This is a genomic window from Desulfopila aestuarii DSM 18488 (assembly GCF_900143695.1).
In the GTDB taxonomy this organism is placed as follows: domain Bacteria; phylum Desulfobacterota; class Desulfobulbia; order Desulfobulbales; family Desulfocapsaceae; genus Desulfopila; species Desulfopila aestuarii.
Genome location: NZ_FRFE01000001.1, coordinates 11,914 through 35,840 on the forward strand (window position 1 = coordinate 11,914; position 23,927 = coordinate 35,840).

Genomic DNA, 23,927 nt, shown 5'->3' on the forward strand with positions numbered 1-23,927 from the left:
TATTCATTTATCCTGCTCTTCTTTCGTAATAACTGAGCGGGTGTCGAAATCACCGGCCAGAAATTGCCGGGCCAGCGCCAGGGGCACCTCGTCGTTTGACATCACTCCATCCAGGAACCGGCTGAAACCAAAGAGCTGCCCCAACATCACCAGCCGTTTATACACCACCTCTTTGGAGGCCCCCGTTAAGGAAGCCGTTATGAGATCACCGACGACAGAAGTATAAAAGGCATTCTCTTCAAGCACACGCTGCAGGAACACAGCGCGCCGATGACTCCGTTCCTGGCTGGCACCACCCCCCTTAAAACGAAAACGGATATAGTTGGCGTGAGAGTTCCTGCCACAGACGGCATCGAGCATGGCAAAATGAAATTCCAGCCGGGCATTGAGGTTCAGGTAATCCCTCGCTGTCAGGGCATAGTTAAACGAACCTACCGGTCTCGCCCCCCGGGAATCGAACATGGTACGGGAAAAAATGCCGGAAATGGCCTCCACATCAGGCCCGCTGTGCCAGTTGAGACCAGGAGTGGTCAGCCCCTCGCAGAGCGCCCGAAGCGGAATCGAGAGGATATCATCCATACCAAGCGGAGTCTGGGCAAAAAGATGCTCACGGATTTTGGAACTCCTGCGGATACGGGTTCCCCCACCCACATCGATCACCAGAAACATGAAGGGGATACCGATTTCCAGGGGATGAAGGAGGTTGCCGGCATGTTCCATGACCATATCACCGGCGTTGAACATGGAGAGTACCGCCATTTCATGGGTATAGCGGATAATATCGTGTATCGACCGGCATTCCCGTGGTGAAAAGGTCGGCCCGAAGGCATCGGTCAGATTGAGCGGTACAACAAGTTCACGAAAGAGTTTTCGCTCAGGGGAAATGTTCTCCTCCCCGCTGTTATCTTTCGTCTTTTCGACATCGATCTGGAGCCGTTTCCTCCTCTTGTCAGCTGCCGGACGATTCGGGTCCGGCTGTTTTCTCACCGACTCCGGTGCCTTAAACACCAGGCCGTTGTCGGCATCAACAATAACCCACTGGCCGTCCTGCAGGCAGGAAATGGCCGTTTCAGCCCCGGTAATCATCGGGATGCCATATTCCCGGGCGACACAGGAGAGATGATCGGTGGGATTACCCACATCGATAACCACCCCGTTGCATTCTTTCAGCAGATATGCCGCGTCGACAATACTCTGGGGAAGGATAAGAATCGGCGGATCAAGCTGGGGATCATTCAGCAGCAGTTCACGAAATTCTTTGAGCTCAGCACCGGAATGGACAATACGGACCTGGCCGATGGCCTTGCCCGATGAGGCACAGGTGCCGGTCACGAGGGGCGCCGCCACCGACGGCAGACGAATCCGGCGCCCCTCCGATGAGCCGGCCAGGTGCAATGGCCGCGCCTGGAGAATCGATATTCCACCGGCGGGTGACCATGCCCATTCCACATCCTGTACCCTTCGCTCCAGACTTTCAATGATCTCACCAAGACGGGTCAACTCTTCCAACACCGCAACCGGCAGCAATGGCTGATCAGCTTCATCTTCCGGTACGTCTTCTATTCGCAAACCGCCACCGGCAACGGGAACCTCCCTCACTGTTTTGCGTGAGATCGTCGCACCTTCCAGCAGTTTTTCGGCATGAACCACCGAATTGTTCTGGTCGTGGGAATGGTATTCACGCACTCCCTGAAAGGGAACGCATACCGGCTCCACCCGTGGGGGATAATAGAGATCGGCAGGAACAGAACCACCCACCGCCGACGTCCCCAACCCCGGGACTGCGCTGATCAGCATCCGCCCACTGTCCGGTTGAGAAGGGTCGCGGGTAAAGAGAACACCGGCGCAGGCAGGCGTAAACATCACCTGACAGAGCACCGCCAGATCAAATTCAAGGGGCGACATCCCGGCGTTACTGCGATAGGAAATGGCCCTGGCACTAAAAGCACTGGCAATGACCTCGCGATAGGCATCAAAAAGTGCGGCTCGGCCCTGAACGTTCAAGACCGAGGTATACTGGCCAGCAAAGGAAAAATCGGCTCCATCCTCGGAAACCCCGCTGCTCCTCACCGAAATGGCAAGGGTGCCATTTTCAGTTATGACACGCCGATTATCCTGAGCCAACCGGGCATAGGCCTCTTCGAGCATAGTCTGGATTCCCGCCGGCAGAGGCGTTTCGAGGATCATATCCCTGATCCGATTGGCCGCCACAGTCAAATCTTCCAGATTTTTCTCGACTCTTCGCAGCTGTTCCCGGATCTTTCCAGCGAGTCCCGTCTCATCAATAAAACCGCTGCAGACCGTCGTTGAACAGATAAATCCGTCAGGCACCGGTAGAGACAGCTGCCGGAGACGGGCCAGGGTCGCAGCCTTCTTGCCAAAGAGGCTTGCGTCGGCAGCATCGGGATGGGACAGTGGCAGGCAGGCGGGGCGATGGGCGGCCGGCCGATTCTCCAGCAGGTCGAGCTGCTCACGGACCCTGGCAGCCATACTGCCATGCAGGCCATAAAGGCCTGTGTAGCGGTCTTCTGAAAGCAGATTCAGCCCATCCACCAGTTCACAGGTTATGCTGAGCAGTTCCTCTGTTGTCTGTCGAAGCTCGCCCCCTTTCTGCCGGATCAACTGACCATCGATAGAGACGATCAATTCAAGGGCCCTGCCGTTGTTTTCAAGAAAGATCCTGAAGGCATGATAGCGCCCCTTCAGCTCCACCAGGGCCTCTTGCTCACGCAGCGCTTTCTTCTCCTGAAGATATCGGCTCAGTCGGTCAAGCATAACAATCTCGCCTTTTCTTTCTAAAAAACATCGATATAACCATTTTCAGAGATCATAAACTTCCGACACAACCTGGTGAAAAGTCCCTAAAAAGGTATCCGTAAACAGGGTAAAGAGAGCTGTGACATCTTCGTCACTATACAAGGCCGTATCCCTCTGCCGGGAAAAGGCTGTCAGGGCCCCCAGCACCGACAGGGCAGCACGGAGGATCGCCGGCTGGTCCGACTTGATCCGGCCGATAACCAGATCGCCTTTGACTGAAACCTTGAAGTCCATGGCCTTCAGGACATCGTGAATAAACCGGGCCCGCCGCTCCCGTCGTTCAGGGTCGGCGAGGCCGCCGGCAAACCGAAAATAGACGTAATTGCGGCTGTCATCACTGCCCAGATGTGCGTCGATAACGCTGAAATGATACCCCAGCCGCAGACTGATATTGATATAATCATTGCCGACAATCGCCAGGTTTTCCCCGAGCGACTCAACAGGACCGGTAAGTATCCCCATGGAACGGGGCATCGACGACACAATATCCCTCAGTCCCAGTGACGGCAAATCACCGGCCCAGGCCGCTGGCTGCAGCAGCCCTTGCAGAAAAAAGGCGAATGGCTCTGAGAGAACCTCGTCTGGAATCGGATTATTTTTCGGTTCGGCGATCAAACCACCACCGATATCGAGAACCCTGATATCCATAGGCACGCCAAGCGCCATCCTTCTGGTGCGGATACCACCGAGACCGGGCCTGCGTTCCTGAAAATGGGCCAGTTCATTCACCGCCTTCTCGTGGCAGAAGTGGATGATATCATGCATGGTCCGACAGCCTTCGGCCGAGAAGTTGGCTGCATCGGGATCGATAAGGCTGAGCGGCATGATAAAGCGCAACAATCGCCGCAGCATCCGGTATTCCAGGTCAAACGGTGAAAAGCTCAGTTCCCCGGTGCCCTTTCTCAAGAGGATATCGATAACGCCTTGATACACCCTCGCCTCTCCGGCATGGACAGTCACCTCGGTGTCCGGCGGCAGCAGGGAGCAAGCTCTTGCTACCCCGAAAATAGCCGGCAACCGCAGCTCCCTGGCCACCGTCGCCAGATGTCCCGTTGCCGTGCCATATTCGGTGACAACTGCAGCAGCACGCTGGAGAACCGGTGTCAGCTGGGGGGACGCAAAGCGGGCTACAGCAATGGCTCCGGCTGGAAAATCAGCCGCAGACATCTCATCGCCGACATGAATGACCCGTCCAGCACCCACGCCGGACTGGACCACATGGCCGCCCTGACAGAGGATAACCGCTTCGGCCTCGGCATCGGCTAGATCCCCCGCTGCTGTCATATCAAGCTCCGCCTGCATCTGGAAGAGTTGGGTTATGTGGCAGGAACCATCTTCCAGCAGTTCCCACTCGATGGTTACCGGCATGCCCAGGAGCCGTTCCAGGGCCATTGCAGTTTCTGCCAGATCCCTGAGAAGGGTTGAACTGACGAGCGCAGATCCCCGTTCACAGCTGACACCGCTCCGGGTTACACCCTGTCCGGTGGCCAGCTGACCGTCAGCAAAACGATACCCCTCCGGCCGGGTCGATATCATCGATTGTACAGGCTCAAAAGGATAGGTGCGCCGCAACTTGAACATATCCGGTGGGTCGGTCGATTCGCTGGAACGGGCAATAATTGTCAGCGTGTCAATTGCTTCCTTGCCGCTTCTGCGGCTTTCCACCGTCCCCTTGACTGCCGGTTGCGGTGCGGTGCGGACAAAGATCACGACCAGCTCACTGCTGTCCGGCTCACCCTCTACCTGGGCAGAATGAAGAAAATGAATTATTTCTTCAACAGCGTGCCGATATCGCTCAACCCAGAGTTCCGGTTCCGTGCCTTCCCATTCACCGATTGCAAAGGAGCGAAAGGGAAGAGGGGCAAAGGTCGGCGGGTCGGTCTCGATTGCAACCACGCCTTTTTTCACATTCGGAACCAGATAGAACCGGGCAAGCTCGCTGACCTGGTCGATCTGCTCGTCGATCCTCGTTGCCTGCACCGAAAACCGCCGGGTCTGCCGTTTCCCCAGAAGACGCCGGAGCTGTTCAGCGATTCCGGCCCGCACCTCATCGGCGGTAAATCCCTTGTAGTGAGGAATAAATGTTGCCGGCCGCTCATGAAGAATCCAGGTTCCCCCGGAAGTGACGATAAAACCATCTGCCGCCTGAATGGTTGAGTGATTCTGCAGCTCCGCCAGGCAGACCAGGTCGACACCCACCAGCTGCTCCAGTTCCCAGCCCACACTCGAAAGCGGCAGCACCGGTACAGTTGACAATGCCCGGGTGCTTCCGGAAAGGATATCATCAAGAATTGTGCGTATCTCCTGATAGGTATCGTAAAGGGAGATATATCCGTTCCCGGTCAGGGCATTAAGGTTATAGGTGACATGATGCACCCGCGAGGAAAGCGAGCGAACGGCATCTTCAAGAAACCTCTTGTCAAAGATGAACTCGCCGCCGAGAGTACGTTCCAGCCGGTTCATCTCTTCCAAAATCGCGTTATTCTGTAAAAGAATACGCCGAAAGTTATTGAGGAGGGCCTGCAGACGCCAGATATTGATCTCTCCGGCTGCCGACTGCCGACTCTTCTTTTTTCTCCACAACTCCTTCCAGCCCATGAATATGCTCCGCACCTCTATTATGCCGGCAGTGGCCAATGGTCGCGTTGGTTATTGATCTCGTCTTCGATCCGTTTAACACAAACAATAATATCACGAGCTTTATATGGTTCGGCAATAAATTCGACCACCCCCTTCAGATGCTACTCCCTGGCTGTCTCCCGAGTTGCAAAACCGGTAATCACGATGACTTTGGTTGCTGCACCTCAACGACAACAACACAGTCCACATTTACTATTTGGTAACATCTCTTGACACATTAAGTTACCGAATGGTAACATTTCATATCAGTCCCTCCTCTGTGCCATACAACTTCGTCCTCAATTTCAATGCCCTAACGCCGAATCAACCAGCGGGAATGCCATATGCATGCAGCTCTTGAAAATATTTTTGGACATGGAGTTTTCATGAAGCTGCAATATAAGTTCATTTTCATTATCGGGACGGTCCTGGCATTCACCTACGCCACCATCATCTATTACACTTCCGGCCTGCAAAATGATCTTGTCATAGGTCAGGCGAAACATCAGGCCCGGATGCTGCACCACCAGCTCATTCTCACCCGCGAGTGGGTCTCAGACCACCACGGGCTATTTGTGATCAAAACCGATACGGTTCGCGAAAATCCTTTTCTCGATTATCCCAACCTGGAAACCAGGGACGGCATCACTCTCGTTATGCGGAATCCGGCCATGGTCACTCGTGAGCTTTCGGATTACGCCAGAGATGCCGGTTTCGGCTGGTTCAGGGTCACGAGCCTCAAACCCGTTAACCCACAAAATGCTCCCGACGACTTCGAGCGGGCTAGCCTGACACGGTTCGAAAAGGAAAAACTCGACGAATACATGGAAATTTCTAGCAACCATAATACCAAGGTGCTCCGTTATATCGCACCACTGATGGTGAAGGAAAGCTGTCTGCCCTGCCATGCGAAGCACGGTTATGCGATTGGCGACATCCGGGGGGCGCTGAGCATCACCGTCCCTATCGACTGGGCCGACATGGTCATCGCACGCAATAACCGCACTATCATATTCTACGGTGCTGTCTCCATCGTCGCCATTGCCGTTATCCTCTCGTTTCTCTTTCATGCCCTGGTTGCCAGCAGGCTCACCCGCTTGAAAAATGCCATGGATAATTACCCGGCTTCGCGGGATCTCATCTCCCAATTGCCATCCGGCAACGACGAGATCGGCCATCTCGCGCAGGGATTTTCGTCGCTCTGCACCCGGCTCGAATCCTCAAAAGAAGAGTTGCGACAGGCGGCCGAGCAGTCCTTTTACAATGAAAAAATGGCGGCACTGGGTCAGATAACGGCAGGTATCGCCCACGAGGTGAATAACCCCCTGGGTGGTCTTCGGAACTGCGTCAAAAACATGAAAGATGCCCCGGATGATCTCGAGCTGCACGCCCGCTACCTCCCGCTTCTGGACAAGGGACTTCAGCGCATTGAGCTTATCATGCGGCAGCTGCTCAATTTCGGGCGCAACCATCCGCTACAGCTGCGAAGAGTGGATGTGGACGCTGAGATTCGCGAATGTTTTACCCTGCTTGGCTATAAAATGAAGAGGATAGAGCTTATCCTTGAGTTGGGAATCGGTGGCGCGTATTGCATCGATACCGAGGCGATCAAACAGATCGTTGTCAATATCGGTTTGAACGCTATCCAGGCCATGCCGGCAGGAGGAAAGCTTACGGTACGTTCCACCAAGAAAGACAGTAACCTTCTCATCAGCATCACAGATACCGGTTACGGTATTCAGTCTGAAATCATAGCGAAAATTTTCGATCCGTTTTTCACCACAAAACAGGTCGGCGAGGGTACCGGACTAGGGCTGGCTGTCACCTACTCACTCGTCCAGAAAATGGGTGGGGCGATCCAGGTAGAATCTGAGCCGGGGAAAGGAACTACATTTTTCGTTACTTTACCGGTTGAACAGAATTGCGATACCAGCCAGCAATCTTCGGAAACATTTCCCACATACCAAGAGGAACAATCATGATCAGGATCATGCTCGCCGAAGATGATGAAATTATGCGGATCACCATCCAGGATCGGCTGCAGAAGTACAACTGGCAGGTCGACGTGGCCACTGACGGCAAAGAGGCCATAGCCATGCTCGATCGCAACAGCTACCGGGTCATTCTTTCAGATGTGCGGATGCCCAATCTTGACGGCATGGCACTACTGCAGCATGTGCGTGAGGTCGCACCCTATACCGATATCATCATGATGACCGGCTACGGCAACGTCGAAAGCGGCATCGCCTGCCTGCAGCAGGGAGCTGCGGATTATCTCTTGAAACCATTTGATATGGACGACCTGGTAATCCGCATCAACCGCATCCTGGCAGTCCAGAACTTAAAAGCGCGCAACATCTCACTGGAAGACCATTGCCGCCAGCAACAACAGCAGCTGATCGGTTCCGGTCCGGCCATGCAGGAGGTGTACAGGTTGATAGAACAGGCCGCACCCAGCGACGCCTCCATTCTCATCACCGGGGAATCGGGCACCGGCAAAGAACTTGTGGCGGAGGCAATCCATTCAGCCAGCAAACGTAGGAAACAGCCTTATATCCGGCTGAACTGTGCTGCTATCCCCGAAGGGTTGATGGAGTCGGAGATGTTCGGCCATGAAAAAGGGGCCTTTACCGGTGCGGTCAAGCAGAAGATCGGTAAGTTTGAGATGGCCAACGGCGGCACCCTGCTGCTCGATGAAATCGCCGACCTGCCCCTGGCGCTCCAGCCAAAACTGCTACGAGTCCTGCAGGAACGCGAACTTGACAGGGTGGGCGGCAACCGCACGGTCAAGGTTGACGTGCGGATCATCTGCGCCACCGCCAAGGATTTGAGTGTTGAAGTGGAAAAGGGGAACTTCCGCCAGGATCTTTTTTATCGGTTGCGGGTCATCCCTATCAAGCTGCCACCGCTTCGGTTCAGAAAAGAGGATATCCCGGAGCTGACCCAGCACTTTCTTCATCACTTCAGTTTGAAGCGTGGGGTGGCGATGTCACTCGCCCCGGAGGCCATGGCCCGGCTCCTCGATTATGATTTCCCCGGCAACGTCCGCGAACTGCGTAACATCCTCGAACGCACCTCGGTGCTGGCCCAGGAACCGACCATAGGTCTCGCCGACCTGCCGTCCGATCTGAGAGGCAAAGAGATGATTCACGACTCGAACCAGTCACTGGTGCTGGCTGAAGCACTGGCACGTACGGAAAAGAAAGTTATCCTGAAAGCTTTAAACAAAGCTGGCGGTGTGCGACAGGATGCAGCAGAGTTACTTGGCATCAGCAGGAAAAATCTCTGGGAAAAGATGAAGCTGTATGCCATCCAGACCAACTGAACAGTTATTGGGATGGCCGATTAGCCGAGATCCCGTTTCGTCTTCGTTTGGTCCACCAGTAAGCGACCGCCAGAATAGCGGCAATGGTGGCCAGGAGGAACGAACCACGTCGCAGGTTATTCAGCATCAGCTCTTCATTTTTGCCAAACCAGTACCCGGCACAGGCAAGAACAACCACCCAGAGCCCTGCACCGAACCCTGTCGCCGCGCAAAATAGCGGGAAATTCATCCTGGCCAAACCGGCAGGAATCGAGATGTATTGACGAATACCCGGCAGCAGCCGACCGATAAAAGTGGAAACATGCCCGTAACGGCCAAAGAACGCATCTGATTTTACAAGGGATGCATTGCTCACCAGCAGATACTTGCCATACTTTTCAAGAAATGGCCGACCAAGATACATGGCCAGCAGGTAGTTGCAAATCGCACCCAATACACTGCCCACGGTGCCGCTCAGCATTACCAGACTCAGTTTCATTGAACCTGTCGCCGCGAGATAAGCAGCCGGCGGAATGACAATTTCACTGGGAAAGGGAAAAAACGACGACTCAATGGCCATCAGTACCACAATCCCCGGATATCCCCACTGGCTCACCGTTGTTGAAAGCCAGAGCACAAACTGGTGGAACATAGATATTTCCTGTTACAAATAGTTGTTTGCCCATGTGCAATGTACAGCCCCTGGGCTAGGTCTTACAGTCATTTTGCTTTAATTGCAGGAAGCATATACCTATGACCATGCAGCCTTTACAACTCCCTGATACTTCACATAAGTGAAGGTTCCATGAAGAACGTTCAGCAGTAGAGAGCATCGTTCTTCAGATACCCTTCGGCCAGACAGAGGAACAATATTGCCGAAAGGCGTCACTGTACAGCCCCCCCTCGGGCTCTTTTCATAATCTCTTCATCTTTCAATGCTATTAATGTATGATGGGCCATCGTTGCCCCACCCGATAAGCTGGCGGCCTACGCCACCTATCATCACATTGAATACACAACGTTTTTTTCCGAACAACAAAGAGTTCCACATGAAAGCACAAGATGTTACCCAATGGAGTTGGTTGCCGCTCGCAATGGCACTTATCGCGGTTGCCGTCCTGACCCGTCCCGCCATGCCCATTGATGAGACCCGCTATCTCTCTGTCGCCTGGGAGATGTGGCAGAGCGGCGACTACCTGGTACCGCACACTAACGGCCTGCCCTACAGCCATAAACCGCCACTCCTTTTCTGGCTCATCAACTTCGGCTGGTGGCTCTGGGATGTTCAGGAGTGGTCCGCACGACTCACTGCTCCATTCTGCGGGCTCGTGGCCCTCTTTTTGAGTCGCAATCTTGCCGGTAGCCTGTTCCCGCAGTTTCGGGAAGTACAAAAAGTTACGCCGTTTATCCTGCTCGGCATGCTCTGCTGGGCCATTCTGGCCAGCCTCACCATGTTCGATACGCTGATGAGCTGCATGGCACTCCTTGGATATCTCATCGCCTATCGCGGTGCCACTGGCACCCTCAAACGATGGTGGCTGTTCATGGGGCTCGCCATCGGTGGTGGTGTCTTAGCCAAGGGACCAATTATACTTGTTTATGTGATGCCCGCGTTGCTTCTTGCCCCATGGTGGACGAAAACCCTGGCCGTTTCCTGGAAACGCTGGTACGGAGAGCTGCTCCTGGCTTTTGTCATCGGCAGCATCGTTGCGCTCTCCTGGGCCTTGCCAGCAGCCTGGGCGGGCGGTGAAGAGTATGGCCACACCCTGCTTTTTGGGCAAACAGCAGGCAGAATGGTGAAGGCATTTGACCATCAACGCCCCATGTACTATTACCCACTCATCCTGCCACTGGTTTTTTTCCCCTGGTCCTGCTGGATGCCAATGTGGCGCGGCTTTTGGCGGGCCGACAAAAAAAATGAAGGTACCCGATTTCTGGTCAGCATCCTGCTGCCCGCATTTATCATTCTCTCGCTCGTCAGCGCAAAACAGGTTCACTACCTGCTGCCCCTCCTGCCAGCAGCGGCTATCCTGATTGCTCTTGGTGCGGTGCAGCAGGTCGAAGGGAATAGATTCGACAGGATATTCTTCTTTTCCATCTGTGGCCTGATTACTGCGGCGATTACAGTTCTGCCCTTTCTCCCCATCCACGGCAGCTCCGCCAGATTCATCAGCCAACTCCCTTTCTGGCTTGGTTTATGTCCACTGATTGCCGGTCTTGCCTTTATCAAACCAGGCCAGAAACAGTTCGCGGTTTCCACCACCAGAATGACCATTGCCATGGCCCTGTTCTTTCTCATGGTGCATATTGGCCTGAGCGGGCCAATTCATGCCAATTACAGTTTTTCCGGGGTGTCAAAAGCAGTGGCGGATCTAGATCAGCAGAATCAAAGGGTTGCTGTCTATCCCGGAAAGCTTGATGATCAGTTCCATTTTGCGGCACGCCTCACCAAGCCGGTAATCCCCCTCTATGGACAGGCGATCTCCACCATCGCCACGACAGCACCGGACGCCGCCCTGCTGTTCAATTTCAAACCTGCCAAGCTCCCTGAGCTGCCAGAGGGTGTCATGGCGGAACCATATAAAGGTGGCTGGTTATTGCTCTTTCAACCTGGTGTTACGACTGAAAATGCCGTTTTTTTGGCCGACTTGTTAAAAAGGAAAGAGGACAAGTAGGGAGATTGGCAATGCGGGGACCATGAGGATCAATCCCGGCATTCGATAGAATGACAAATGGAAAAATCGGGGCGACACAGCAGTGCTGTGTCGCCCCGATTTTTTTTTTTATTGATCGATGGACATCAGGTAGAAACCTATCGCTTTATCGGCGGCGGAAAAGGATTGCTCATCCTGAAAGACCAGCACAGCTTCTTTCCCCTCGCACCGTTCCACCAGCACACTTTTCCGTACCCGTGTTTCTTTGGGGTCATCCAACAGGAAGTCGACGATGCCTTTACCACCATCGTCAGCTTTGGTGTGCCCAAGAAACTCCACCCGCACACTTTTCCTTGAGATATCAAGAATTTTTACCTGCATGACGTCTTTGGTGTTTGGCAGGAATATACCGCTCAAAGACAACTCCTTGCGAGCAATCTTTCGCCGCTCCAACTGAACAGTATTGACGTGGCCCAGGGTGCAATTCTCCCGGACACATTCCTTACAGCTGCTGTGCCCGCAGCGGCAATCATCGCACTGAAATCGGTACGTGAAATTGATCGGTCCATCCGAGCCCAGGTAGCGACTCACATCAACCACCTTTGCCTTGTCACAGGCGGGACAGGTTAGCACTACCGTGTTGTCATTGCCGATATACAATTTTTTCATACGGATATTACTCACTGGGAAAAATCTTTATAACCTTAGCACATGGAACACCTTCACCTCAGCTGTAGAGCTTGAACAACGCCTGAGTGCCGTCATCGCCGCCGCCTTCCGCCGCAAGCTTTGAATAGAGCTGTCTGGCCAGTGCCAGGCCAGGCAAGTCCACCCCCATCGCCTCTGCAGATTCAAGAGCAATGGTCATATCCTTGATAAAATGCTTCACATAAAAACCGGGAGCATAGTCGCCCTTGATGATCCTTGGCGCCAGATTGGAAAGGCTCCAGCTACCGGCAGCCCCACTCTCAATAGATTTCAACACGGTCGCCGGATCAAGGCCCGACTTCGCCGCATAGGCCAAGGACTCACAGACCCCCATCATGATGGCGGCAATATTGATCTGGTTGCACATCTTGGTGTGCTGACCGCTGCCAGGTTTTCCCTGGAGTACGATATTCTTGCCCATCAACTGGAACAACGGCAGCACCGCCTCAAAGCTCTCCTTGTCGCCCCCCACCATGATGGAAAGCCGCGCTTCGCGCGCACCGATATCACCACCGGAGACGGGGGCATCGAGAGCATGCACGCCTTTTTTCGCCGCCGCTTCGGCAATACGGGCTGCAAGATCGGGTCGCGAAGTGGTCATGTCCACCACATAGCTGCCAGAACGAACATGGGCAAGAATCCCCTGTTCACCGAGGTACACTTCTTCCACATCGGGTGGAAACCCGACAATGGTGAAAATAACATCGCATTTTGCTGCCAGTGCGGCGACAGAATTCTCCCAGACTGCTCCTTCAGCGAGCAATTCGTCCGCTGAAGCCTTGGTTCGGGTATAGACATGCATCGGGTAACCGCCCCGCATGATGTTGCGTGCCATACTTTTTCCCATCACGCCAATACCAATAAAGCCGACAACTGTATTTTCTGTGGTCAATGCCATTGTGATTTCCTTATTGTGGTGAAATTGATTGAAACAACGGTGCCCAGACAAACACCTCGTTAGTTTTTCAGTATATTTGAATTGTTAAAGGATATAGGCTTGCGATATCAAAAGCCAGAGTAACAGAGCAGAGCGCTCTTTTCAATCTTTTGTCAAACGCAAAAAAAGGCAGCGGGTGGAAACACTTTCACGCTCTTCAGCGTGGAGGAAATTGGGACAAAACAGAATCGACCATCCTGTAAACAAAGGCGGTGGTATCTTCCGGTGTTGAATGGGTGGTAACCAGCTGGGTTGCATTTCCCCGCCAGAGAGGAGCACCGGTTCGTGCATCGGTAAAATCGATGACCAGCACACCAACATCATACTGACGGACACCAATATCGGTACCGATACCGACCGCACCGTAATTGTAGTATCGACCATACCCTACACCGATTGAGGTTCCAATCGGTTCTGATTCGATCCGGGTCTGGATCGAGTAATCATAGCTCACGAGAAAATCGGCAGCAGCAGCCTGCAGATATCCACGCCGGGTGAGTGTTCCGTCGATTGCCTGCCGGAAGCGCTCTTGCAGGAGGGGATTGTTGATGCGAATGTCACTTGACGCAGGAGATGGAGTGGATTGCCAGCGATAGGAGCGAAAACGGGAGAAATCCAGCCCCGGCCGATAGTCCTGACTGACCTGCACCTGGGAACAACCAGCCAGCAAAAGAACAACAGATAACCAACCGAAATACGCCCACCATTTCATAGCATCTCCATCTCCCTCAACCTGACAGCAGGAATGTACTATGGAACCACAAACATTCCCCAATACAGGAAAGGTAGATCTTTTCCCTGCATGCATCAAGAGGTTTCGCCCCCTTTCGCCGTCTTGTCACTGATAGCCCAGCACCGGAATCACATAGAGCAGGACCGCAAAAAAATGAAGAACAGTTCCGGCCAGAACAAAGAGATGCCATATGGCATGATTGAAAGGAATACTTCTCTTAATATACAAAGGAACGCCAATAGTATAACAGAGGCCGCCGGCCAGCAACAGAATCAAGCCACCGGACGGTACCGCGCTCAACATCGGCTTGATCGCCACCACAATCACCCAACCCATAGCGACATAAAGGGCTATAATGAGATAACGGAGCCGTGACGTAAGAAAAATCTCAAGCAAAATACCGGCCACGGCCAGCCCCCAGATTATGCCAAAGAGCGACCAGCCCCAGGGGCCACGCAAACTCACCAGGGTAAACGGCGTATAGGTCCCGGCAATTAACAGAAAGATGGCGCAATGATCAATGATGCGCAGCACCGGCCGGGCACTCTGCCAGTGGATAGAGTGGTAGAGGGTCGAAGCGGTGTAGAGCAAGATCATCGTGCCCCCGAAAATGGAACAGGCCACAATATGCCAGGCATCTCCGTAGAGGCTGGCAAAGGCGGTCAACACCCCCAGGCCGGCAATAGCAAAAAGCACTCCTATCCCGTGGGTAATGGCGTTGGCAATCTCTTCACGGAGTGGGTAGCGCGGCTGAGCCGCCTTGGCATTTTTCATCTGATCGTGAGTCGGGCTCATTGGGTAAAATGTGTACGATATTGGTGACTGAGCTCACCAAACTATAAAATGGTGCGATTTTGCTGTCTGCATGTTAGCCTTTTTCATTATCTCACACCACATGTTTTCCAGGCATCAACGTAAAGAGTATGAGTTGGTGCAGCTTGCCTTTCCTTCTGGTGACTGACACCAGCATCAGCAGAGTTTCCGGATTCCCACATTTAAATCCGGTACCCTGTGCTATACTACTGTAAACAGAAATTGCCGTTTGTCAGTTGTTATCAAACGCTACCTACAGAGGAGGACGCGTATGGAGCTGGACGGTAGACTCTGGACCCCGAGCCCGGAGAGAATAGCGAATTCACTGCTGATGCAGTTTATGGATTTTGTCGCCGACAAGACGGGGAACCGATATGGTGATTATCCTTCATTGCATGTATGGTCAACCACCGAACCGGAACAGTTCTGGTCACTCGTCTGGGATTTTTGTGGCGTGATCGGCGATAAGGGCGAAACGGTCCTGGTTGATGGCCACGACATTGAGCATGCCCGCTGGTTCCCAGAGGCGCAACTCAATTTTGCCGAAAACCTGCTGCGTCGCTGCGATGAGACCCCGGCCATGCTTTTCCGGGCTGAGGATAAACTCGAATACAGCCTAAGCTACCGGCAATTGCATCAGCAGGTGGGAGCGGTTTCAGCCTGGCTGCGATCAATTGACATACGGCCTGGCGATCGGGTTGCCGGTTATCTACCGAACATGCCGGAAACCGTGGTGGCCATGCTGGCTACGGCCAGCGTCGGGGCGATCTGGACATCCACCTCCCCAGATTTCGGTTATGAAAGTGTTGTCGACCGTTTCGGACAAACCACACCCAAAGTGCTGTTCGCCGCCGATGGCTATTTTTATAACGGGAAAACTATCGATCTGCGCGAACGGGTGGAAAGAATCGGCACAACCCTCACAACGCTTCGCCATATCGTGATAATCCCGCTCACTGGGGAAAGTGAAAATCTGCCTGGCATGCCCTGGCGCAAGGTTCTCGAGCGCTTTGCCAACACCTCCCCAATTTTTACCCCCATGGGCTTTAATGATCCGCTCTGTATTTTCTACTCTTCTGGCACCACCGGCAAACCCAAATGCATTACTCACAAAACCGGCGGGGTGCTGCTCCAGCATTTGAAAGAACATCAGTTGCAATGCGACATTCACCCTGGCGACCGGGTGTTCTACTTCACGACCTGCGGCTGGATGATGTGGAACTGGCTGGCGAGCAGCCTGGCCTCGCAGGCAACGCTGGTGCTGTACGATGGTTCGCCCTTTGCGCCAGACGATACGGTGCTCTGGCGTTATGCCGATGAGGCACGCATAACCCTTTTCGGCACCTCGGCCAAATATATTGACACCATAAAAAAACGGGAGGTGCGACCCAAAGAGCTTGTCGATCTGCAGCAACTCCGCACCATCTGCTCAACCGGCTCGGTGCTCGCTCCGGAAAGTTTCGATTATGTTTATGAGGCCATCAAAAAGGATGTCAACCTCGCTTCCATCTCCGGCGGTACCGACATCATCTCCTGCTTCATCATCGGTTGCCCGATACTGCCGGTTTATCGTGGCGAGATCCAATGCGCCGGTCTGGGTATGACTGTCGATGTCGTCGACCAGAATGGGGAATCAATCCTGGACGAAAAAGGCGAGCTGGTCTGCAGAGCGACATTTCCTTCGCAGCCGATATATTTCTGGAACGATCCGGATGGACAGAAATATCACAATGCCTATTTTGCCCGTTTCGACAACATCTGGCATCACGGCGATTATGTGAAGCGAACCCGGCACAACGGTTTTATTATCTATGGTCGCTCAGATGCCACCCTGAATCCGGGTGGAGTGCGTATTGGTACCGCCGAGATTTACCGGCATGTAGAGCAGCTTGAAGAAGTTCTGGAAGCAATCGTGGTCGGCCAGGAATGGGAGAACGACCAGCGCGTCATTCTCTTTGTGGTGTTACAGCCTGGACACACTTTGGACGAAAAACTCACCCAAAAAATCCGAAAAACGATACTGGAAAAATGCAGCCCACGCCACGTCCCGGCCCGAGTGATACAAGTCGATGCCATCCCGCGTACCAAATCCGGGAAAATCGTTGAGTTGGCTGTACGCGAGGTTATCCATGAGCGTGAAGTGAAAAATATTACCTCGCTCGCCAATCCGGAAGCGCTGGAGCTGTATCGGGACCTGCCAGAACTGAGATGAAAGGAGTAAAGATCCGTTAGCACAGATCAATAGCCCATTACAACCAATACAACCCTGAAATCCAAGGCTGAACGGCATGAAAAATTCAATCGAAATTATACAAGCGGATATTACTACACTCGAAGTCGACGCCATCGTTAATGCCGCCAACAACTCCCTGCTCGGCGGGGGCGGTGTCGATGGAGCGATTCACAAGGCTGCCGGCCCGGAACTGCTTGCCGAGTGCCGAACACTAGGTGGATGTCCAACCGGCTCTGCCAAAATCACCGGTGGTTACCGACTCCCAGCAAAGTTTGTGATTCATACAGTCGGCCCAATCTGGCGCGGTGGCCACAACAACGAAGAAGAGTTACTGGCCTCCTGTTACCGTAGTTGCTTCGAACTGGCAAGCAAGAATGCTATCACATCCATTGCCTTTCCGGCGATCAGCTGCGGTGTCTATCGTTTTCCGGTGGAGCGGGCCTGTGAAATCGCTTTTCTTCAGGTGGTGAGAGCCATTAAAGAAAATAATAATCTGGAAAAGGTCATTTTCGCCTGCTTTAACGAAACGGTTTATAGTGAACTCCATCGCCAGCTGGCGTCTACACCCTGATCATCTCTTCAAAAGAATAAAGATGTTGCCGGGAAACGTAAAAACTTGGATTGGCCCACTCTATTTGATAGGCTTAAAGGAGAATCACCGTTTTGCATGACATCCTGTTGAACCTATGCCAAAGGAGGAGTGACCATGTTAAATTTTCAAAAAATCATTGTCCCGGTCGATTTAGACAAAAACACCACGAAATTAGTTGAGTACGCGCTTAATATTGCTAGTAAATTCGAGGCAGAAGTGATCCTTCTCCATACCGTGGAATTCATTGTTATGGGAGAAATGGCGCTCGGCAACCCAACCTACGACGACTACAACACCAGCAGAAAAGAAGCGGCTAGGAAGGCGCTGGACAAAATTGTTCAGGAGGCGGCTGACAAGGGACAAAAATGCGCCAGCCGCGTACTCATGGGTGACACCGTCGATGAAATCCTGGCATGTGCCAAAGAGGAACACTGTGATTTGATCATCATGGGCAGCCATGGCAAACGTGGCCTAGAGAAGATCCTTCTCGGCAGTGTCGCGGAACGAGTGTTGAAAAATGCCCATTGCCCGGTGCTGATCATGAATCCGTACCGGTGAACTACTGAATATGGCAATGCATTCTGACAGCCTACTTCATATCAAGGCTGTCAGGTTTTCTCACCTCAGCTCCCGTTCAACCTTTTCCGCATCCATTTTTCGATCTCTGGGTAACTTTTCGATTTCAACAGCTGAAATTCGACACGCAACGTAGTATGTTACCGGTTTGTTATTATATGGCCCATGTACTCTTCCTTAAAGACGTCTTCGTTGTTGAAAAGCTTTAAAAAGAATTATGCGAAAAAAAATTGCCTTTGCTGTATCAAAAAAAAAGTTCAGGTATGGACCGATAGCTACTGCAGTGAAAAATACGGGCCTTGTCGATCTCATACCCATGAATAAGCAGCACCTCTTTGACAACTATGAACTTGTCATTTTCTTCTACAACAAGCTTCCTATGATTTATAAAAAACATTCAACCCCGGTTGTTTGGTGGATGAATGATCTAAGGGAAGCCGAAGAGCTCAAAAACTCGGCAGACGTCAACTTTGATGCAATTTTTCTCTGCCAGACAGAGGCATTGCAACAATATTCCGACCTGTTCGGTGTACCATCGTATTACATGCCACAATGTGGAATAGAATCCAGCTGTTTGAAAGGACGAAAGATAGACTGGGATGTCGTGTTTCTCGGCTCCACCGAGAACAATGAATATCATCACGATAGAGCCGCTATTCTGGAGGCCTTGTCTCGAAAATTCAAAGTTCACCTTATCAGTGGTGAAAAAAACACACGAGATCAGGTCTGGCTCTACAATCAAACTCCTTTCAGTTTGAGCATTAGCCTGCCAGTGGCTGGCTATACCTCAAACAGGCTCTACAATATCCTCTCTTCCGGTGGCTTTGCCTTGGTGCGACATTATCCTGAGATTGAACAGATGTTTGAAAACCATAAGCACCTTGTTTGGTTTCACGAACCAGATGAAGCTGCAGAGTTAATGCAGTACTATTCAAACAATACGGATAAGTGTAAAGAAATAAGAGAATCAGGCAGAAGGCTCTATTTTCAGAAACACTCCGCAAGAGAGAGAATTCTCAATATGTCTGACATTATTTCAGGGATGGAATCCACATTCAGGGGATTTCTTTAGTCACACAAATTATGCGAGATAAAGGGCTACCATCTCTGTAATGCGCTGCAGCCTTGGTTATTTCCACTTCAACCCTGCATCCCATGCTACGACTTACAATATCGAAATGAACCTAGCCAGTACATTACAAGACCAATTGCATCTATTCCGCCAGCTGAACATTTGGGAGAAATCCACCAACATCCTCATATTTATCTGGTTGATTTCAATACCCGCCAAAAATTCTCTCTACGAGATAAGCACCGGACTCATCGTGTTAACAGCTATCGTCCATTGTGCAATTGTTGGCAGAAATTCAACTTCTTTCCTGGATTTCCTCTCAAAATATTCAGATATTGCCCTAGCACTCACAACGATCATAGTCTCGATGATTATTTCGAATTCATTCAGTGAATTGACCAACCATGAGAGTTGGATTGCGATATTGAAATTCATCTACCGATATATTTTCATGCTGTTTGCCTGGCTCTACCTTTACGAGCAAAAAATGTTCTCCAAGTACAGAATACTCGTTTACATATTGCTCTCATTGAGCTTCTACAGTATCACCGGTATTTTGGAGGGCTTTTACAAGATGGGAAGTGATGAGTTGATCTCAAGCTTTGTATATAACAGAAACCCATTTGGCCTTGTAATGCTTGCGGGAATCATTACAGCGTCTATTAGTTTGCAATATGATCATGAACACCGCAAGTCTCACAAAAAAAGCTTCATTTTACTGATAACATTACTTTGTTCGTTCATACTTGCTCTTCTTTTTTCACAATCAAGGTCTTCATGGATTGCAGCAACAATTTTTCTTTTTATGATGGCAATAAATAATAAGCATCTTCTGCTGGTTCATAGAAAAAGCGTCGCTCTTCTCCTGACAACCTCACTCGCAATGATTTTCTTTCATGAGCCTTTAGCAAACAGGTTCATCTCAATATTCCAGTTTTCCGATCCCCTCAGGATTACCATCTGGTCCAATGCCGTCAGTCTCATTCAGGAAAAGCCAATAGTTGGCCATGGCATGATCGATTATAGGCACATAGGCATTCCAGAATTTGGCGGGACACACAATAGTATTCTCGAAATACTATTGTTCCTTGGTGTAACTGGCCTACTGAGTTTCTCTACTGTTACAGTGATCATTACCAAGGAAATAATACATCGTAAACGGTACGAGTTTTTATTTGCAATGCTTTCTTTCTTTCTTATCTCTCAGTTCAACCTTAGCATCTTAGGAAACAAAATATTCCTTTCCACTCTGGTAGTTTTTCTTTTCTTCATTTTCTCAATCAGAATTCCTGGTAAATAACGGCCATTCCACTGATTGCCAACCTTTTATTTAATGAGTTACACCATCTCGCCGTATAACTTTTTTCAAGGTTAACCACAGGATTTGAATATCAAAAAGAAATGAGCGACGGTGAAGATATTCAACGTCCAATAGTACTTTTTCTGGAATTGGCAGCTCATCGCGGCCGTTAATCTGCGCCCAACCTGTTAAACCAGGAACAAGTTTATCTACCCCTTGTTCTGTTCTCAATGAAATCAAATCATCTTGATTAAACAATGCCGGACGCGGGCCAACAAAAGTCATGTCACCAATCAAAATTGACCAAAGTTGCGGTAATTCATCCAAGCTATACTTTCTAATAAAAGAACCAATTGGTGTAAGATGCAATTGAGGATTCCGAAGCAGATGTGTTGCCACCGATGGCGTGCTAATATACATACTTCGAAATTTCGGCATTCGAAATATTTTATTATTCTTGCCCACCCGATCCGACCAATAAAGAGCAGGACCTGGCGATGTTACTTTTACTAATACAAACAGCATGAATATTAGTATTGAAAGCAAGGTTGCTGTTATAAAAACTAGGAACAGATCAAATCCTCGTTTCATCTTCTGAAAATCCACCAGTATTCCTTCCGAACATATTCAGATTCAGACAACTAATTGTGATGAATCAATATTGGTCGTTATTTTAATAACAGCATCTGCATGTTTATCAGGTTGGTATTCAGGAATAATACGTCGCAAAGCATCTTTAATTCCCCTTGCATCATATCTCATCGAACAGTCAAACAATTCACTGAGGACATCCTCGCCCACCCTGTTGGCCTGGCCATTGCTTTGTAATACCATTATTTTTTTATGTGCTGTTGGCACAATCCCTTCACCTTCAGTTATCAACTCCTCATAGAGTTTTTCACCTGGCCTCAGCCCTTGATAAATGATTTTAATATCTACATCCGGCTCATACCCCATCAGTTTGACCAAATCCCGAGCAAGGTTTGCAATTTTAACGGGTTGTCCCATTTTCAAGATAAATATCTCCCCCCCTGAACCCATTGTCGCTGCTTGCAAGATAAGTTGAGCAGCCTCATCAATTGACATGAAATAACGAGTTACATCCGGATGAGTCACTGTTACTGGACCCCCTTGTGCAATTTGTTGCCTGAACAACGGGACTACAGAACCAGAGGAACCCAAAACGTTGCCAAACCGAACCGCCATAAACGAAGTTCCCCTCCCCCTCTTGCTATGCGACAGCATAAGCATCTCTGTAAGCCGCTTGGACGCTCCCATAACATTTGTAGGACGAACTGCCTTATCGGTGGAAACAAGCACAAAACGCTCAATATTGTGGCGAGCAACTACATCTAGTAAACATTTGGTAGCTTGAATATTATTGGAAACAGCTTCCCATGGATTTAATTCGATCAATGGAACATGCTTATACGCTGCAGCATGAAGCACCATTGAAGGCGCATGCTCCTCAAAGAGAGCATCCAACAAAGATTCATTCTGTATTTTAGCAAGCACCGCAATATAATTATGAAATCCTATCGTGTGATGAAGCTCCATCTGCAGCTTGTACAGATTTTCTTCTGCCGCATCAAGGAGGATCAACTTGCCAGGTGCATACCGTACTAGCTGTTTGCAGAGCTCGGAACCGATGCTGCCACCTGCTCCAGTCACCATGATAGTACGCCCGGTTATGAGAGAGCCTATCTTTTCCTGATCGAGGCTCACCACCGGCCTTCCAAGCAAATCTCTGTAGTCCACTTCGCGAATCGCTGATACGCTCAGTCGTCCCTTGATAATTTCCCCCATACTGGGCAGCACCTTAAAGGGTAATGCCGTTTCACGGCAGATATCGACCAGCCGCTTCATCTGCTCCCCCGTTGCAGAGGCTATGGTGATCAAAATCTCCTCAGCACTGACCCGTAATGCACTCTCCTTCAGGTCAACTGTCTTCCCCAGCACGGGAATACCATGGATTTTCAGCCCCTGTTTCCTATAATCATCATCCACGAGACCGACCACTTCATATGGTACACCATGGTTATCACGAACTTCTCGGATGACTTTTTCTGCCGCAGCTCCGGCGCCAACAAGCAACAGTCTTCGAATCTGCCGATTCGTTTTAATTCGATACGGAAGCCATTTGAACATTTCACCATCTTCCAACACATAACGTATAACTCCCCGATGAGCACAAACCAGCAAAAAGCAGAACACGCCATCCATAAAGAAAACCGATCGGGAAAACCCTTCGAACCGATTCAGATAGAGGACCGACATGATGATAAATCCTGAAGAAACGCAAACAGCTTTAAATATATTCAGTAAATCCGTTATGCTGGTATAGCGCCACATTCCTCGGTACAAGCCAAAGATATAGAAAACCGGGATTTTTACAGCAACAAAAAAAGGGAAGAGCCCAATTATGCGATTGCTCTGAGAAAACAGCTCAAAATCGAAACGTACTGCGTAAGCAAGGACGTGTGAAACCGCAATCAAGACAATATCGGTGAAAAGGACCACCCAAAAAGTCTTTCTCACCATGAGACCACGGAATATTCTGATATGATCAAAAAATGTATTGAGACGCTGTTTTCTCATTAATCCAGTCAAGACACATACAATAGCGGCAATATGCCACTTGATTTATGGAGCTTCTGCTTGCAGAGTCCGAAAAATGCAGCAACCTGCTTAACCTGAAAATTAAGCTAATTGCAAATTAAAAAAACAATACTCCCAGGAATAGCAGTTATTTAAAATTGTTCAAAGATATACTTTACTTATTTTGATAAAACCCAGCCAATGGAATACGCCCCCCAGGATCAAGGCCAACGCAGCGGCAATATTCATGGTTGAGTTTCACAAAACGTCGGTTAAAGTCATCCATATAAAGCAAATCGTCTTCGCCAAAAGAATAATCATCCGTAAAATTTAACGGGCAAGCTGACACTTCAATGGTTCCTGCAAATTCATCTACATAACCAAGCGGAAGCCCTTGGGTGCGGCAAATAATCGGGCGAGCTGTATAAACCTGACAAAGTCCGCCAGACAGCAACACGCATTTTTCAGTATTGCCATGTTTTGGTAACTGGACATCCTTCATCGCCTCGGCCAGAATGGCTGCTTCCAATGGCAGGACTGAAAAGCACATGCAGCATTCATCGCAACCGGGCCTGCACTGCAGGACATTGGGAAATCGAGTTGTGGCAAGTTCTCTCGCCAGCTCATCAATCTCGGCAACGAGTTGACGATACGCCTCACGAATGTGTTGAGCAGGAGCAGGTAATCGTTTGATTGGTGATGTCATAGGTTGGAACTGATGATTCGGTTGTTTTTTATAGAGATTCAATGAACCGCACTATACTTTATTTCGACGATATGCCCAACAGCTATTGGAAAAGGAATCTCATGGGTTGCAATACACTTCTATTGTGCGTACAAATAAAAGACACAATCATTCATCGAACTCCTCAGAAGGATAGAATTTTTTTTGCAGAGAAAAAGAGTCTCCGGGCCTGTTTTCCCTTTCCTTTTTTAGCAATCAGCTTTTATCCAGATATTCTTATCAGGCC

18 protein-coding genes are annotated in these 23,927 nt (G+C 50.4%); 8 read left to right on the top strand and 10 right to left on the bottom strand.

What is annotated here, in order from left to right:
• Positions 1–3: 3 nt before the first annotated feature.
• Together BUF15_RS00055 and BUF15_RS00060 are read right to left on the bottom strand one after the other, a co-directional pair.
• The gene (locus tag BUF15_RS00055) at positions 4–2,775 is read right to left on the bottom strand and encodes a PEP/pyruvate-binding domain-containing protein (protein ID WP_073611405.1); all 2,772 of its coding nucleotides are present in this window, start codon (positions 2,773–2,775) and stop codon (positions 4–6) included.
• 45 nt (positions 2,776–2,820) lie between these two features.
• The gene (locus BUF15_RS00060; protein ID WP_073611406.1) at positions 2,821–5,415 is read right to left on the bottom strand and encodes a PEP-utilizing enzyme; all 2,595 of its coding nucleotides are present in this window, start codon (positions 5,413–5,415) and stop codon (positions 2,821–2,823) included.
• Between the two features lie 407 nt (positions 5,416–5,822).
• On the opposite strand from BUF15_RS00060, the gene BUF15_RS00065 reads away from it, so the two are divergent.
• Positions 5,823–7,418 (top strand): ATP-binding protein, encoded by a 1,596-nt coding sequence (locus BUF15_RS00065; RefSeq protein WP_073611710.1) that lies wholly within the window; start codon positions 5,823–5,825, stop codon positions 7,416–7,418.
• On the top strand, positions 7,415–8,761 hold the full coding sequence (locus tag BUF15_RS00070; RefSeq protein WP_073611407.1) for a sigma-54-dependent transcriptional regulator: 1,347 nt from the start codon (positions 7,415–7,417) through the stop codon (positions 8,759–8,761). The genes BUF15_RS00065 and BUF15_RS00070 overlap by 4 nt, the downstream gene beginning before the upstream one ends.
• A gap of 4 nt (positions 8,762–8,765) precedes the next feature.
• Here BUF15_RS00070 and BUF15_RS00075 read toward each other — a convergent pair whose 3' ends face one another.
• Positions 8,766–9,392: a DedA family protein gene (locus BUF15_RS00075; protein WP_073611408.1), complete on the bottom strand. Its 627-nt coding sequence runs from the start codon at positions 9,390–9,392 to the stop codon at positions 8,766–8,768.
• Positions 9,393–9,789: 397 nt separating this feature from the next.
• Here BUF15_RS00075 and BUF15_RS00080 point away from each other — a divergent pair, with 397 nt between their 5' ends.
• Complete coding sequence (locus BUF15_RS00080) at positions 9,790–11,415, top strand: ArnT family glycosyltransferase (protein WP_073611409.1); 1,626 nt, start codon at positions 9,790–9,792, stop codon at positions 11,413–11,415.
• A gap of 108 nt (positions 11,416–11,523) precedes the next feature.
• Here the strand turns inward: BUF15_RS00080 and BUF15_RS00085 are convergent, their stop codons facing one another.
• The 4 genes from BUF15_RS00085 to trhA form a co-directional block, all read right to left on the bottom strand.
• Positions 11,524–12,063: a hypothetical protein gene (locus BUF15_RS00085; RefSeq protein WP_073611410.1), complete on the bottom strand. Its 540-nt coding sequence runs from the start codon at positions 12,061–12,063 to the stop codon at positions 11,524–11,526.
• Positions 12,064–12,121: 58 nt separating this feature from the next.
• Positions 12,122–13,006, bottom strand: a complete 885-nt coding sequence (locus tag BUF15_RS00090; RefSeq protein WP_407642588.1) for an NAD(P)-dependent oxidoreductase — start codon at positions 13,004–13,006, stop codon at positions 12,122–12,124.
• A gap of 190 nt (positions 13,007–13,196) precedes the next feature.
• Positions 13,197–13,751 carry a DUF4136 domain-containing protein gene (locus tag BUF15_RS00095; RefSeq protein ID WP_073611412.1) on the bottom strand — a complete coding sequence of 185 codons (555 nt, stop codon included), beginning with the start codon at positions 13,749–13,751 and terminating at the stop codon, positions 13,197–13,199.
• 126 nt (positions 13,752–13,877) lie between these two features.
• The gene (gene trhA, locus BUF15_RS00100) at positions 13,878–14,567 is read right to left on the bottom strand and encodes a PAQR family membrane homeostasis protein TrhA (RefSeq protein WP_200802293.1); all 690 of its coding nucleotides are present in this window, start codon (positions 14,565–14,567) and stop codon (positions 13,878–13,880) included.
• Positions 14,568–14,856: 289 nt separating this feature from the next.
• Between trhA and BUF15_RS00105 the strand changes: the two genes are divergently transcribed.
• The 5 genes from BUF15_RS00105 to BUF15_RS00125 all read left to right on the top strand — a co-directional run bounded on the left by BUF15_RS00105 (position 14,857) and on the right by BUF15_RS00125 (position 20,358).
• Entirely contained in the window at positions 14,857–16,797 is a 1,941-nt protein-coding gene (locus BUF15_RS00105) for an acetoacetate--CoA ligase (protein WP_073611414.1), read from the top strand.
• Between the two features lie 76 nt (positions 16,798–16,873).
• The gene (locus tag BUF15_RS00110; protein WP_073611415.1) at positions 16,874–17,389 is read left to right on the top strand and encodes an O-acetyl-ADP-ribose deacetylase; all 516 of its coding nucleotides are present in this window, start codon (positions 16,874–16,876) and stop codon (positions 17,387–17,389) included.
• A 135-nt stretch (positions 17,390–17,524) separates the two neighbouring features.
• Positions 17,525–17,968 carry a universal stress protein gene (locus BUF15_RS00115; RefSeq protein ID WP_073611416.1) on the top strand — a complete coding sequence of 148 codons (444 nt, stop codon included), beginning with the start codon at positions 17,525–17,527 and terminating at the stop codon, positions 17,966–17,968.
• 235 nt (positions 17,969–18,203) lie between these two features.
• Positions 18,204–19,058 carry a glycosyltransferase family protein gene (locus tag BUF15_RS00120; protein WP_073611417.1) on the top strand — a complete coding sequence of 285 codons (855 nt, stop codon included), beginning with the start codon at positions 18,204–18,206 and terminating at the stop codon, positions 19,056–19,058.
• Positions 19,059–19,098: 40 nt separating this feature from the next.
• A complete protein-coding gene (locus BUF15_RS00125; protein WP_084553268.1) occupies positions 19,099–20,358 on the top strand; it encodes an O-antigen ligase family protein in 1,260 nt (419 codons plus the stop codon).
• A gap of 30 nt (positions 20,359–20,388) precedes the next feature.
• Here the strand turns inward: BUF15_RS00125 and BUF15_RS00130 are convergent, their stop codons facing one another.
• The 3 genes from BUF15_RS00130 to BUF15_RS00140 all read right to left on the bottom strand — a co-directional run bounded on the left by BUF15_RS00130 (position 20,389) and on the right by BUF15_RS00140 (position 23,704).
• Positions 20,389–20,949: a sugar transferase gene (locus BUF15_RS00130; RefSeq protein ID WP_073611711.1), complete on the bottom strand. Its 561-nt coding sequence runs from the start codon at positions 20,947–20,949 to the stop codon at positions 20,389–20,391.
• Positions 20,950–20,991: 42 nt separating this feature from the next.
• Positions 20,992–22,956, bottom strand: coding sequence for a polysaccharide biosynthesis protein (locus BUF15_RS00135; protein ID WP_234981066.1), 1,965 nt, complete (start codon positions 22,954–22,956; stop codon positions 20,992–20,994).
• 175 nt (positions 22,957–23,131) lie between these two features.
• Positions 23,132–23,704 (bottom strand): YkgJ family cysteine cluster protein, encoded by a 573-nt coding sequence (locus BUF15_RS00140; protein WP_143170582.1) that lies wholly within the window; start codon positions 23,702–23,704, stop codon positions 23,132–23,134.
• Between the last annotated feature and the right edge of the window lie 223 nt (positions 23,705–23,927).

Excerpts from the sequence above, each read along its gene's own strand:
- BUF15_RS00055 (WP_073611405.1), bottom strand. The coding sequence starts at position 2,775 with ATGCTTGACCGACTGAGCCGATATCTTCAGGAGAAGAAAGCGCTGCGT.
- BUF15_RS00085 (WP_073611410.1), bottom strand. The coding sequence starts at position 12,063 with ATGAAAAAATTGTATATCGGCAATGACAACACGGTAGTGCTAACCTGT.
- BUF15_RS00065 (WP_073611710.1), top strand. The coding sequence starts at position 5,823 with ATGAAGCTGCAATATAAGTTCATTTTCATTATCGGGACGGTCCTGGCA.
- BUF15_RS00070 (WP_073611407.1), top strand. The coding sequence starts at position 7,415 with ATGATCAGGATCATGCTCGCCGAAGATGATGAAATTATGCGGATCACC.
- BUF15_RS00120 (WP_073611417.1), top strand. The coding sequence starts at position 18,204 with ATGCGAAAAAAAATTGCCTTTGCTGTATCAAAAAAAAAGTTCAGGTAT.
- BUF15_RS00095 (WP_073611412.1), bottom strand. The coding sequence starts at position 13,751 with ATGAAATGGTGGGCGTATTTCGGTTGGTTATCTGTTGTTCTTTTGCTG.
- BUF15_RS00080 (WP_073611409.1), top strand. The coding sequence starts at position 9,790 with ATGAAAGCACAAGATGTTACCCAATGGAGTTGGTTGCCGCTCGCAATG.
- BUF15_RS00125 (WP_084553268.1), top strand. The coding sequence starts at position 19,099 with ATGCGCTGCAGCCTTGGTTATTTCCACTTCAACCCTGCATCCCATGCT.
- BUF15_RS00110 (WP_073611415.1), top strand. The coding sequence starts at position 16,874 with ATGAAAAATTCAATCGAAATTATACAAGCGGATATTACTACACTCGAA.
- BUF15_RS00060 (WP_073611406.1), bottom strand. The coding sequence starts at position 5,415 with ATGGGCTGGAAGGAGTTGTGGAGAAAAAAGAAGAGTCGGCAGTCGGCA.
- BUF15_RS00115 (WP_073611416.1), top strand. The coding sequence starts at position 17,525 with ATGTTAAATTTTCAAAAAATCATTGTCCCGGTCGATTTAGACAAAAAC.
- BUF15_RS00135 (WP_234981066.1), bottom strand. The coding sequence starts at position 22,956 with ATGAGAAAACAGCGTCTCAATACATTTTTTGATCATATCAGAATATTC.
- BUF15_RS00130 (WP_073611711.1), bottom strand. The coding sequence starts at position 20,949 with ATGAAACGAGGATTTGATCTGTTCCTAGTTTTTATAACAGCAACCTTG.
- BUF15_RS00075 (WP_073611408.1), bottom strand. The coding sequence starts at position 9,392 with ATGTTCCACCAGTTTGTGCTCTGGCTTTCAACAACGGTGAGCCAGTGG.
- trhA (WP_200802293.1), bottom strand. The coding sequence starts at position 14,567 with ATGAGCCCGACTCACGATCAGATGAAAAATGCCAAGGCGGCTCAGCCG.
- BUF15_RS00105 (WP_073611414.1), top strand. The coding sequence starts at position 14,857 with ATGGAGCTGGACGGTAGACTCTGGACCCCGAGCCCGGAGAGAATAGCG.